Here is a 12,045-nt window from a genome sequence, read left to right as displayed (position 1 = left end):
CTTCCGGAGCGATTCCCTTATCGGGTCACCCCTCCAGAACGGACGAAACGGACTTAAAAAACAAAATTCACATCGTGCTCAGAGGTTTCGAAGCGGAGCGACAGTGCCACGGGCGTGGGCTCGCGGAAGTGCGCCGGAGGTGGTAGACGCGTCCCGCCGGGGCGTCCGTCACCCCTGCGCGTCCAGCTCTCCCCGCACCCATCGGGACGGCGAGAACACGTACAGGTCGAGGATGCCCGGCGGGTCGGCGAGCCCCGGGCCGCCGTCCGCCGCCCAGGTCCGTATGTCCGCCGCCGCGTCGGTGTCGTTGACCAGCCCGAGCCACACCGGGCGCCCGCCCGCGCGCCGGCCGTCCGGAGAGGGCTGCACGACGACCACGTTGGCGTGCTCGCAGGTGTCGAGGCAGTCGGTGGCACGCACCGTGGCGATGCCGTCCAACTCCCGTCGCAGATCGCGAAGTTGGGCCGCGTGGTCGATGCCGGGCACCTTGTCCGTGCCGCAGCAGCAGCCCCGGCAGACGGTGACCGTGCACCGGCCGGCCGCGGCGGAGGGGGAGTTGGCGCCCGGGGTGCCGCCGGCGCGACGTGAACGCTTGCTCAAGGGGGTGCCTCCGGAGGCGGTTCGCTGCCTGGCCGCCCGGGGTGCCGCCGCGCGGGCCGATCCCGCGTGACCTGCGACGCGACGCCGAACGGCACCCGCAGCGTACCCGCAGGGCCGGCCGCGCCCGGCGCCGGGTGGCGGCCGTCCGTCACCCGCGCGACCGGGGAAATGTGTTTGCGGACGCTCATCGCCGGGGCTCGCCCGTGAGGATTCGATGAATCCCTCCGGCCGGGCACGGCACCGCGGAACGGGCCCGCGGGCGGTCCCGGACCCGCCGTCGGCCGCCGTTTCACACCTTTCCCATAGGGAAGCTCCGTACGGTGCCGGGCATGGATTTCTCCGCACCGATCGTCGTCGCCGGGGCCCTGGTGGGGCTGGCCGTGGGCCTGACCGGCATGGGCGGTGGAGCGCTCATGACACCGATCATGGTGATGGTGTTCGGCGTGAACCCCACCGCCGCGATCGGCAGCGACCTGGCGACCTCCGTCTTCATGAAGCCGTTCGGCGCCGTCGTGCACCATCGGGCCGGCACCGTCCGCTGGGACATCGTGCGCTGGCTGCTGCCGACCGCCGTCCCGGCCGCGTTCGGCGGCGCCCTGCTGCTCCGCGCGCTCGGCGACGGCGACGTGCTCCAGCAGCGCGTGAAGTACGTCATCGGCGGCGCCCTGCTGCTCGCGGTCGTCGGCATGCTCACCCGCATGTGGCTGGACAGGCGGCGCGCCGCCGACGACACCGAGGACGCGCACGTGCCCGTGCGGCCCGTCGCGACCCTGCTCATCGGCCTGGTGGGCGGCGGCATGGTCGGCCTGACCTCGGTCGGCTCGGGGTCGCTGATCGTCGTCATGCTGATGCTGGCCCACCCGCGCCTGAAGGCGAACCACCTCGTCGGCACCGACCTCGTGCAGGCCGTCCCGATGGTCGCCGCGGCGGCGGCCGGTCATCTGCTCGTCGGCGACGCCGAGTTGGGCCTCGCCGCGACGCTGCTGATCGGGGCGGTCCCCGGGGTCGTCGCGGGTGCCCTCGTCTCCAGCCGGGTGGCCGGCGGCGCGCTGCGCTGGGTGCTGACCGTGCTGCTCGCGGGATCCGGGCTCGCGATGCTCGGCGTCTCCTCGACGGTGTTCCTCGTGACCTGCCTGGTCATCGCCGCGGCGGGTGTCACGGCCGGTCTGCTGGGGCGGCGACGCGGGCGGGTTCCGGGCCCGCGCGCCGGCCGTGCCGACACGGCCGGGGACACCGCCGCGGGCACGCCGGGGGAGCCGCGGGCCGACGAGCGTGTGACTGTCTCCTCCTGACGGAAACAGGGCTTCGATTCGCCCGTTCCGATCCCGGTTTCGATCGTTCCCGTACAGATCGACGACCACAGGAAGGACAGCGAACCGGGACCTCATTCAGAGGGGATCGACAGGACCACCGGGTAACCTCGCGGCCTGCGCGGTCCCTCGCCAGGCCGTCTCCCGTCGTGGTGATTTCGCGAACGCCCGTCGGGGGAGTCCCGGGCAACCCGGTCAGGGTTGTTATATTGCGCAACCAAGCAAGTGAGGCGGCTCCCGCCGTGCCCGCCGAAGACCGCCGGGTACGCCGGTTCGCCGCGCCGACGGCCTGGACGGCCCCACCGTTTCTGGGAGTGCCCGATGACCGACCCGTGGGACGGCTCCGCCGGCCAGGCCACCCGCCGCCACCAGGCCACCGGCCACCCCGCACCCCCGGGCATGCCCGGACCGAGAACCCGCGAGGCACCGGGCCGCAAGGCACCGGACCGCGAGGGCCCGGACCGCGACCGGGACGCCGACGGGCCGGGGCGCCCCGGCGAGGAGCGGCCGACGGGCGGACGCGCGGCGGCCCGCGCCGCCTCGCGCTCGCGCTCCGGCGGCGGGCGCGCCCGCAACAAGTCCGGACGCCGGGCCAGGCCCGTCCGCCGCCGGCGCGTACTGCGGGCCATCGGCATATCCGTGTCCCTGCTGGTCCTGATCACCGCGGGCGGCGGCTGGTGGTTCTACCAGCACCTCAACGGCAACATCAACAGCCTCTCGCTCACCGACGGCACCAACGGCGACAGCGCGGGCAAGGAGAAGGCCGACGCCTTCGGCCGGACCCCCATCAACATCCTGGTGATGGGCAGCGACGGCCGCACCAGCTCGACCGACTGCAAGCTCGGCGGCGGCTGTTCCGAGACCGGCGTGCAGAGCGGGCAGAACGCCGACGTCGAGATGGTGCTGCACGTGTCGGCGGACCGTTCCAACGCCACCGTGATGAGCATCCCGCGCGACACCGTGACCACCGTCCCGGCCTGCAAGAACACCCAGACCGGCAAGTCCACGACCGGCTACACCGGCATGATCAACAGCGCCCTGGCCTACGGCCCGGCCTGCCAGGTCGCCACCGTCCACAAACTCACCGGCATCCCCATCGACCACTTCATCCAGGTCGACTTCTCGGGCGTCGTGAAGATGTCGGACGCGGTCGGCGGCGTCTCCGTGTGCGTCAGCGACAACGTGTACGACACCTACTCGCACCTGAAGCTGTCCAAGGGCACGCACACCCTGAAGGGCGTCGCCGCCCTGGAGTTCGTCCGCTCCCGGCACGGCTTCGGCGACGGCAGCGACCTCGGGCGCACCTACGCGCAGCACATCTTCCTCAGCGCGATGATCCGCAAGTTCAAGAGCGCCGGCACCCTCACCAACCCGACCGCCGTCTACAAGCTCGCCGACGCGGCGACGAAGGCGCTGACCGTGGACGACGGGCTCGGCAGCATCAAGAAACTGGTCGGGCTGGCGTCCGACCTCGACAAGGTCCCCGCCAAGCGCATGACGTTCACCACCATGCAGACCGGCGCCGACCCCAACGACAGCAACCGGCTCGTCGTCGCCGCCAGCGCGCAGAGCCTGTTCTCGACGATCGTCAACGACCAGTCGCTGACCACCGGTTCGGGCAAGAAGTCGAAGGCCGCCACGGCCACCGCGACCGCCTCGGCGGTGCCCCCCGCCGAGATCGCGGTCACCGTCGAGAACGGCACCGGCATCACCGGCCGCGCCGCGACGATCGCGGACACGCTGCTCGACAAGGGCTACAGCCCGGACACCACCACGGGCAACACGCCGACCACCGCGTCGACGACGACGCTCACCTACGGCAGCGACGACAAGTCCGCCGCGCAGACCGTCGCCAAGACACTGGGACTGTCCTCCTCGCACCTCAAGAAGGGCACGGACAGCGGGCTGACCCTGGTGATCGGCACCGACTGGTCCAGCGGCACGACCTACCCCGACAGCAAGGCCGACACCACCGAGGCCGTCCAGAACGCCCACGCGCAGACCGCCGACGACTCCAAGTCCTGCGCCCCCGTCAGCACGTACAAGACCGTCAGCGTCAACGGTGTCGCGATGACCCCGACGCAGGCGTACGCGGTGTCGACGGGCAAGAAGGACTCCGACTCCTGACACCGGCACCCGGCACCGGCTCCTGACACGACTCCGGCACCGCCGGCCCGCCCCCCGACGCGGCGGCCGCCCCCGCCGTCCGCGTTCACGGACGGCGGGGGGACACCCCGCCGGGCCCGCCTAGACTGGGCCGTCGCGCGCACGGCCGCCGGGACGCGTCCGTGGCGCGAGGAGACACATGCCCGCGCCGGAACCGGGGCCGGGCCGGAACGGAGAGCGCAGTGGCGGCAGACCGCGGTGGCCACGAGGACCCCTCGGCACAGGTGCTGGAGGCGGCGGCGGCCGCCTTCGGCCTGCTCGCGTCGTCGGCGCGGCTGCACATCATGTGGGCGCTGGCCCAGGGCGAGAGCGACGTCACGCATCTCGCCGACCGGGTGGGCGGCGCGCTGCCCGCCGTGAGCCAGCACCTGTCGAAGCTCAAGCTCGCCGGGCTGGTCCGCTCCCGCCGCGAGGGCCGCCGCCAGGTGTACTTCGTCGGCGACCCCGAGGTCGTGACCGTCGTGCGCCTCATGGTCGGCCAGCTCAGCGTGCGCGCGGGCGAGGACGCCGAGGAGAGTGCCGCGCCCGTACGTGTCCTGCGCGGTACCGGTGCCTGAGAGCGCCGCCGCACGGCCCGGCGGAACGGCCCGGGGCCGGGGCGGCCCCCGGCAGGTCGGGGACCAGGTCCGGGACAGCCCCCGGGAGCAGGACGTGCCCACCGTGCTGGAGGTCCTGCGGCGGCTCGGCACCGGCCCCCGTGGCCTGACCGAGCCGGAGGCCGAACAGCGCCTGGCCGCGGTGGGCCCCAACACCGCGCCCGCCGCCGGGACGGCGTCCTGGGCCGGGCTGTTCCTGCGCGGCGTGCGGGACCCGTTCACCGCGGTGCTGCTCTGCCTCGCCCTGGTCTCCGCGGCCGTCGCCTCCTGGGGCACCGCCTGCGTGATTCTCGCCCTGGTCGCCGTGTCCTGCCTGTTGCGCGCCACCGGCGAGCACCGCTCCGACCGCTCCGCGACCGCGCTGCGCGACATGGTCTCCGGCACCGCCACGGTGGTGCGCCGCGCGGCACCGGGCGAACCCCCGCGCGAACGGGAACTCCCGGTCGGCGAACTGGTCCCCGGCGACGTGATCCGCCTCGCCCCCGGCGACCTGGTCCCGGCCGACGTACGGCTGCTGCGCGCCCACGGCCTCACCGTGCACCAGGCGGCGCTCACCGGAGAGTCGGCGCCCGTCGGGAAGGACGCCGCCGACCCGCCCCGCCGGGTACGCGCCCGCGGCCCCGCCGAGGTCCGCGGGGGCGTGCCCGGCGGGGCGTTCGGACGGCCCCAACTGTGCTTCCAGGGCAGCGGCGTCGCCACCGGCAGCGCGACGGCCGTCGTCCTGGAGACCGGACCGCGCACCCGCTTCTCCGCGGCCCACGACCCCGGCGGCGACGCCACCGGCACGGCCGCCGGACGTCCCGCGTCCGCCTTCGACCGGTCGGTGCGCGGCGTCTCGTGGATCCTCATCCGCTTCATGCTGCTCACCCCGCCGCTCGTCCTCATGGCCAACGCCGCGCTGCGCGGACGCGGCCTGGAGACCCTGCCGTTCGCGGTAGCCGTCGCCGTCGGACTCACCCCCGAGATGCTGCCCGTCATCGTCACCACGTGCCTGGCACGCGGCGCCCTGGCACTGGCCCGCACCCACCGCGTCATCGTGCGACGGCTGCCCGCGCTGCACGACCTCGGCGCCATGGACGTCCTGTGCGTCGACAAGACCGGCACCCTCACCCAGGACCGGCCCGTCGTCGCCGAGGCCCTGGACGCCGCCGGCCGCCCCGACCCCGAGGTGCTCCACTGGGCCGCAGCGAACGCCTGGTGGACCCTCCAGCTCGCCGACCTCCCCGCCCCGGACGCCCTCGACGAGGCGATCCTGGACGCCGCGCAGGCCACCGCCCGGGACGCCGCGGCACCCGTTCCCGGCGGCGCCCACGACGGTGTGGACGCCGTGCCCTTCGACCCCGCCCGCCGCCTGTCCACCGCCGTGCTGCGCACCCCCGGACGCCTCGGCACCCACACCCTCGTCGTCAAGGGGGCCGTGGAGAACGTCCTCGACCGCTGCGCCCTGGACCCCGCCGAGCACGCCCGGCTGCTCGCCCTCGCCACCGACCGTGCCGAGGCCGGCCACCGGGTACTCGCCGTCGCCCTCGCCGAACGCCCCGCCCGCGCCCGCCCGTACACCCCCGCAGACGAGCACGGGCTCGCCCTCCGGGGGCTGGTGCTCCTGCGGGACGCCCTCGCCCCGACCGCCGGCCCCGCCCTGACCGTGCTGGGCGAGCGCGGGGTCACCGTCAAGGTGCTCACCGGCGACCACCCCGGCACCGCCGTACGGGCCTGCCTCGACCTCGGCGTGGACGTGGACCCGGGGCAGGTCATGACCGCCGACGACGTCGACCGGCTCGACGACGCGCAACTCGCCTCCGCGGCCGTCCGCACCGCCGTCTTCGCGCGCTGCGCCCCCGAGCACAAGGCCAGGATCACCGCGGCCCTGCGCTCCGCGGGACACACCGTCGGGTTCCTCGGCGACGGCGTCAACGACCTGCCCGCGCTGCGCGCCGCCGACGTGGGCATCGCGCCGCGCGGCGCCGTGGCCGCCGTCCGCGAGGGCGCCGACGCCGTCCTCGCCGAGAAGGACCTCACCGCGGTCGGCCACGCCGTCGCCGCCGGACGGGACGCGGGCGGCAACATCGCCACCTACCTGCGCGTCACCCTGTCCTCCAACCTCGGCAACGTCATCGCGATGCTCGCGGCCGGCCTGCTGCTGCCGTTCCTGCCGATGCTCCCCGCGCAGGTCCTCGCCCAGAACCTGTGCTTCGACGTGGCGCAGCTCGCCTTCGCCCACGACCGCCCGCACCCCGCCGTGCTGCGCCGCCCCACCGTGCTGCGCCCGCGCGAACTGCTGCGCCTCATCGGTGGGTTCGGGGCCATCAACGCCGTCGCCGACCTCGCTACCTTCGGCGTGCTGTTCCTCGCCTCGCGCGGTTCCGGCGGCCTCGACGACGCCTCCGTGTTCCACTCCGGCTGGTTCACCGAGAACCTGCTCACCCAGGCCCTGGTGATGGTCCTGCTGCGCGTCGGCCGCCCCACCGCCCGGCGCGGCACCCCCGGCGCGGTCGGCCTCGCGGCGCTCGGGCTGAGCGCGGTCGGCCTGCTGCTGCCGGTCTCCCCGCTGGGATCCCTGCTCGGCCTGACCGCCCTGCCCGTCACCTACTACGCGCTGCTCGTCGTCGTCCTCGCGCTGTACGCGACGGCCCTGCGCGCGGCCTCACGCCGCTGGGAGCGCGGTCACCGGGACCGCCGCGAGGCCGCCCGCGTGTGACGCGGAACCCGCTGAGGGGCGGGTGCCGTTCCCCGCATCATGGTTGTACAGTTGCGCAACAAGGCAACAATGAAGGACGTGCCGCGGCCCTGCCGTGCCGTCCTCCTGCGCACGGAACATGCTGCGCACGGAACATGACGAAAGGGGTCGGCGGGATGCTCCGCAACGGACTGGAACCCTGGCACCTGCTGATCGTGGCGATCGTGGTCATCGTCCTCTTCGGCGCCAAGAAGCTGCCCGACACCGCCCGCGCGCTGGGCAAGTCGATGCGCATCCTCAAGAGCGAGGCCGCCGCGATGAAGACCGACGACGGCGCCCGCCCCGCCACCGTCGTCCCCGCCGAGCACACCGCCACGACGGAACCGGCCGCGCAGACGCCCGCCCCCGCCCCCGCCCCGGTCGCGCAGGCGTAGCGGACCGGGTCCCGGACCGGAACGCGAACGGCCCCCGTCGTCCCGAACTGCCGGGACCACGGGGGCCGTTCGCCGTACGCGCCGCCTCAGCGGGCACCGGCGGGCCGCGCCGGCCCGGCCGGCCCCGCCGCGTCGGCGGGCTTCACCGGTTCCGCCGGCTTCGCGCTCTCGCGCCGGAACGCCCAGTCCATCCGCGGCTCCATCACGAAACGGAAGACACGCTGCACCGGCGGGGTGCACAGCACCGTGACGACGGACCCCGCGACGAGCGTCGCCGCGATCTCGCCGAGCGGGCGGTGCGTCCACGCGTGGGCCGACCAGTGCCAGTGGTTGGCGGCCTGGATGACGAACCCGTGCAGCAGGTAGCCGTACAGCGTGCCGGCCCCCAGTGCCGTGAACCACGTACGGCGCCGGGGCACAAGCGCCAGGAAGGCGGCCACCAGGACGGTCGAGCAGCCGAACAGCGCCAGCGTCATCACCGGGCCCGTCCACGACGCCGCCCCCAGGTTCTCGGCACCGGTGCGGTGGAAGAACCAGTTGTAGTTCATCCGCGGCTCGGCCCAGTACGCCACGAGCAGTCCCGCCAGCAGCACCGGCACCGCCGCGATCCGCGCGCGGCGGGTGCGGACGAGCTGGAAGTGGGCGGGCTTCAGGATCAGGCCGAGCACGAAGTAGGGCAGGAACTGGAGGGTGCGCTGGAGGTCCAGGTCCTTGCCGACCGTGGGCGACAGCGTCACCAGCATCGCCACGGCCAGCGCGACCACCAGCGGCATCCGGACGATCCGCCACACAGGGGTGGTCAGCCGCCATATGAACAGCGCCGCCAGGAACCACGTCAGGTACAGCGGGTCGAGCAGGGTGATCGCACGGTCGGGCTCACCGTCGGTCCACCGGGTGAAGAGCGTGTACGCCGTCTCGAAGACGATGTACGGCACGGCGATCCCGGTCACCAGCCGCTTGATCTTCGCGGGGCTCGCGTCGAAGTTCCGTGAGAAATAACCGGAGATGACGATGAACGCCGGCATGTGGAAGGCGTAGACGAACATGTAGACGGCCGTGACCGTCCGGCTGCCGCTGCGCAGGGGCTCCATGGCGTGCCCCATCGCGACCAGCACGATCGCCAGGTACTTCGCGTTGTCGAAGAACGCGTCACGCTGCTTGGCCGGCCGGGGCGCGGGAGCGGACTCGGGCGTCGGGGCGCTCACGGGCGCGGACCCGTGCCCCTGCCCGGACACGGGCGTCGGCCCGGCCGCCGGAGACGCCGGGGGCAGGGACTGCGAGAACGCGGAGCGGCTGTCGGTCGCGGAGGCGGTGGTCCGCGGGCCCTCGGTCACCGGCCCGGTCCGACGCCGTGCGGGAAGCACCCGCGATGACAGGGGCGAAGGCGAGGGGCGCTGTGCGGCATCCCCACCCCCTGACCCATCCTTTGCACTTCAAACATTTCTTGACCCTGCGATTGCCCGACGATTTCGAGCACCATACGACACGGCGACAACACTGGTCCCCGGCGGTGCGGTCCCGAGACGGCCCGCCGGTGCACCGGGCGGCGCACCTACGATGGAACGATTCCGAAGTCGCCGTCGCCGGAAGGGAGTCGGGGTGTGCCGGAAGACCGACGGCGTCCGGGCCGACGGGGGCAGGGCGAGCTGGAGGGCCTGGTCCTGGCCGCGCTGCGCGACGGGGACGGGCCGGTGACGGCGGGCGGGGTCCAGCAGTGCCTCGGCGCCGGCCTCGCCTACACGACCGTGATCACCATCCTGACCCGGCTGCTCGCCAAGGGCGCGGTGACCCGGGAGCGCGTGGGCCGGTCCTTCGTGTGGACGCCGGTGTCGGACCAGGCCGGCCTGGCGGCGCGCAAGATGCGCAAACTGCTCGACGCGGAGAGCGACCGGCAGGCCGTACTGGTCCGCTTCGTCGCCTCACTGGGACCGGACGACGCACACCTGCTGCGCACCCTGCTGCACGGGGCGGGCGACGCCGACGCCCCGTGACACACCACCAACACGCCGCTCTGGGAACGGAGTTGGTGCGGCCCGGAGCCCGCCGGGCGGGACCGCGCGGCACGGCCGGGCGGGGAGGCGGGTCCGGCCGCGACCGGACCGCGCCCGGCCGGAGCCGGCCGGACCGGGGGCCGGCCGAACGGACCGGGCGGGCCGGATGGGCCGGCGGACAGACCGCGGACGGGTCCGGGACGGATCAGGGCCGGACCGGCCGGGGACCGGTCAGAGGTCGAACTCGTGCGGCGGCAGGTCGAGCGCGAAGCACGCCTCGCGGACCACGGCCTGCTCGGTCTTGTCGAAGTCGCCGTCGGCGCCGCCGATGACGATGCCGATCTGGATGACGGCACGCGCCTCGGCAGGCTTCTTCTTTGCCTTGGCGATCTCCTGGAGAACGCTCACCTTGCCGAAGGCGAAGTCGGCCGTCAGCTTGTTGAGGTTGTCCTCGAAACGGCGGCGCAGGTCGTCGGCCGGGAAGTTCTGCAGGACCTCGTTGGTGCCGATCAACTGGGCCACGCGCTGCCGCTCGGACGGGTCGACCGTGCCGTCGGCGGCGGCGACGAGCGCGCACATCGCCATGCTCGCGTCGCGGAACGCCCCGCTCTTCAGGTCGTTCTTCTTCGCCACGAGCTGGGTCTGCATCTGCGACGCGGACTCCTTGACGCGGTCCCACAGGGCCATGAGAACTCCATACCTTCGCCGGGGACCCGGCCCGCCCCGACGGCGCACCGCGGCCCCACTGATATCTACAACACCGTAGAAACTAGCGACGTGCCGGATAAGTTCCTTCCGTTTCCGCGAAGTTCACGCCCCGCCGCACAGCCCGGCCCGGCCCGGCACGGCCTCGGCCCCGCGAGCGCAGAGGAGCCGCAGATGCGGCCGAGAACCACCTCTTCCCGCCGCAGAAACCGGCCCAAGTCGTCCCCTGTGGCGCATGTGCGTTTGTGTACCCGGGGCCCGCGGGTATCGTCCCCGGGGAGGTGACGGAGCATGACACTGCCCATCACTGAGGACTCCGGGCCGGCGGCCGACCGGCCGCCCGCGCGGCTCGCCCTGACGGGGGACGTCGCCCGGCCGGCCCGGATGTCCGTGGACGACCTGCTCGCCTGGCCCCAGCACCACGTACGGGTCAGCTTCGAGTGCGCCACCAGCGGCACACGCCACCACCGGTTCACCGGACCGCTGCTGCACACCGTGCTCTCCGCCGCCGGCCCCGGCTTCGACCCGGCGCGGCGCAAGGACCGACTGCGCTTCCTGATCGCCGTCCACGGCACCGACGGCCACCGGGTCCTGCTGTCCTGGGCCGAGATCGACCCCGACTTCGGCCGGGCACCCGTCCTGCTCGGCGTCAGCATCGACGGCGTCCCGCTCGACCGGACGGGCCCCCAACTCGTCCTGCCCCAGGACCGCTGAGGGGCCCGGCACATCAGCGGCATCACCGGCATCCGCGTGGACGGCGGCTACCCCGGCCCGGGTTGAGGACCGGGCGGCCGGCCCGTCCCGTCAGCCGCCGGTCACGCGCGTCCCCTGCGACGCCCGCCGGCCGGACCGGACGCGCCCGTCCTGCCCGGACGTGGCGGACGACGGCCGCGCGGTCGCCAGCTGGGCCGGGAGGGTACGGGTGGCGGCCCGCTCGCCGGGTGCCTCCACGGTCTGCCGCACGGCGGTCTCGCGCAGGTGCCGGCTCGGTGTCCCGGAGCCCGACGGCAGCCACGACCACACCCCGACCATGGTGGCGACCGCCGCCGCCGCGACCAGCAGCCGCCCCGCCCGCAGCAGTCGGCCCCGGCGGTCCAACTCCCGCCAGGCGGGCGCCGATCCGGACTCCGCGCGCTGCCACAGCTCACCGACCGGCTCGCCCGCGCAGGAGCCGGGGAGCTGCGCCGGAGGCGGAGAGACGGGCGGAGGCGACGGCGGCATCACCGGGGGCGTCGTGGCACCGGCCGTGCCCGCGCCCGTGACGGCGTTCCCGCCGACGCGTTCCCGCGCGGAGGGCTCCCTCGGGGCGGACGCCCGGATCGCGCTCTCGCTGTCCGAGAGGAACCTTTGCCAGACCTCGTCGGGGAAACGACACGCGGGGTCCGCGGACTCCCCGTCCCCCGGCTCCTCCGACCCTCCCGGCACCACGCCGTCGCCCGGCTCTCGACCTGCCACAGTTCTTCTCTTTCCCGTCCCCGGCCCGCAGGGCCCACCCCGTACCGCCCCGTACCGACGGACCCGGACACATCGCGGGCGGACCGCCGCGGCACGTGCACGCGTTCCGCG

Annotated in this window: 11 protein-coding genes; 7 read left to right on the top strand and 4 right to left on the bottom strand. The window is 74.1% G+C overall.

The features are described 5' to 3' along the window. Positions 1-168: 168 nt before the first annotated feature. Complete coding sequence (locus tag ACFZA0_RS26570; protein ID WP_391021452.1) at positions 169-600, bottom strand: (2Fe-2S) ferredoxin domain-containing protein; 432 nt, start codon at positions 598-600, stop codon at positions 169-171. Between the two features lie 329 nt (positions 601-929). Between ACFZA0_RS26570 and ACFZA0_RS26565 the strand changes: the two genes are divergently transcribed. From ACFZA0_RS26565 to tatA, 5 genes are all read left to right on the top strand, one after another. Beyond that, positions 930-1,892 (top strand): TSUP family transporter, encoded by a 963-nt coding sequence (locus ACFZA0_RS26565; RefSeq protein WP_391021450.1) that lies wholly within the window; start codon positions 930-932, stop codon positions 1,890-1,892. A 339-nt stretch (positions 1,893-2,231) separates the two neighbouring features. Then, positions 2,232-4,037: an LCP family protein gene (locus ACFZA0_RS26560; RefSeq protein ID WP_391021448.1), complete on the top strand. Its 1,806-nt coding sequence runs from the start codon at positions 2,232-2,234 to the stop codon at positions 4,035-4,037. Positions 4,038-4,258: 221 nt separating this feature from the next. After that, positions 4,259-4,633, top strand: a complete 375-nt coding sequence (locus ACFZA0_RS26555) for a metalloregulator ArsR/SmtB family transcription factor (protein ID WP_391021446.1) — start codon at positions 4,259-4,261, stop codon at positions 4,631-4,633. Beyond that, positions 4,626-7,370 (top strand): magnesium-translocating P-type ATPase, encoded by a 2,745-nt coding sequence (mgtA, locus tag ACFZA0_RS26550; RefSeq protein ID WP_391021444.1) that lies wholly within the window; start codon positions 4,626-4,628, stop codon positions 7,368-7,370. The genes ACFZA0_RS26555 and mgtA overlap by 8 nt, the downstream gene beginning before the upstream one ends. Before the next feature lie 155 nt (positions 7,371-7,525). Next, positions 7,526-7,783, top strand: coding sequence for a Sec-independent protein translocase subunit TatA (gene tatA / locus ACFZA0_RS26545; RefSeq protein WP_391021442.1), 258 nt, complete (start codon positions 7,526-7,528; stop codon positions 7,781-7,783). 86 nt (positions 7,784-7,869) lie between these two features. Here tatA and ACFZA0_RS26540 read toward each other — a convergent pair whose 3' ends face one another. Further along, on the bottom strand, positions 7,870-8,988 hold the full coding sequence (locus ACFZA0_RS26540) for an acyltransferase family protein (protein ID WP_391021440.1): 1,119 nt from the start codon (positions 8,986-8,988) through the stop codon (positions 7,870-7,872). Positions 8,989-9,384: 396 nt separating this feature from the next. Between ACFZA0_RS26540 and ACFZA0_RS26535 the strand changes: the two genes are divergently transcribed. Beyond that, on the top strand, positions 9,385-9,774 hold the full coding sequence (locus tag ACFZA0_RS26535; protein WP_391021438.1) for a BlaI/MecI/CopY family transcriptional regulator: 390 nt from the start codon (positions 9,385-9,387) through the stop codon (positions 9,772-9,774). A 231-nt stretch (positions 9,775-10,005) separates the two neighbouring features. Here ACFZA0_RS26535 and ACFZA0_RS26530 read toward each other — a convergent pair whose 3' ends face one another. Then, entirely contained in the window at positions 10,006-10,461 is a 456-nt protein-coding gene (locus tag ACFZA0_RS26530; RefSeq protein WP_391021436.1) for a TerB family tellurite resistance protein, read from the bottom strand. A 309-nt stretch (positions 10,462-10,770) separates the two neighbouring features. Here ACFZA0_RS26530 and ACFZA0_RS26525 point away from each other — a divergent pair, with 309 nt between their 5' ends. After that, complete coding sequence (locus ACFZA0_RS26525) at positions 10,771-11,193, top strand: molybdopterin-dependent oxidoreductase (RefSeq protein WP_391021434.1); 423 nt, start codon at positions 10,771-10,773, stop codon at positions 11,191-11,193. A 90-nt stretch (positions 11,194-11,283) separates the two neighbouring features. Here the strand turns inward: ACFZA0_RS26525 and ACFZA0_RS26520 are convergent, their stop codons facing one another. Further along, positions 11,284-11,934 (bottom strand): hypothetical protein, encoded by a 651-nt coding sequence (locus tag ACFZA0_RS26520; RefSeq protein ID WP_391021432.1) that lies wholly within the window; start codon positions 11,932-11,934, stop codon positions 11,284-11,286. Positions 11,935-12,045: the final 111 nt, after the last annotated feature.

The sequence above is a fragment of the Streptomyces sp. NPDC008150 genome, from assembly GCF_042956945.1.
Lineage (GTDB): Bacteria > Actinomycetota > Actinomycetes > Streptomycetales > Streptomycetaceae > Streptomyces.
The sequence above is the reverse complement of the archived record's forward strand: the minus strand, read 5'-3'. Positions and strand labels throughout refer to the sequence as shown.

Coding starts and splice junctions, on each gene's coding strand:
- ACFZA0_RS26565 (WP_391021450.1), top strand. CDS start 930: ATGGATTTCTCCGCACCGATCGTCGTCGCCGGGGCCCTGGTGGGGCTG.
- ACFZA0_RS26560 (WP_391021448.1), top strand. CDS start 2,232: ATGACCGACCCGTGGGACGGCTCCGCCGGCCAGGCCACCCGCCGCCAC.
- tatA (WP_391021442.1), top strand. CDS start 7,526: ATGCTCCGCAACGGACTGGAACCCTGGCACCTGCTGATCGTGGCGATC.
- ACFZA0_RS26530 (WP_391021436.1), bottom strand. CDS start 10,461: ATGGCCCTGTGGGACCGCGTCAAGGAGTCCGCGTCGCAGATGCAGACC.
- ACFZA0_RS26525 (WP_391021434.1), top strand. CDS start 10,771: ATGACACTGCCCATCACTGAGGACTCCGGGCCGGCGGCCGACCGGCCG.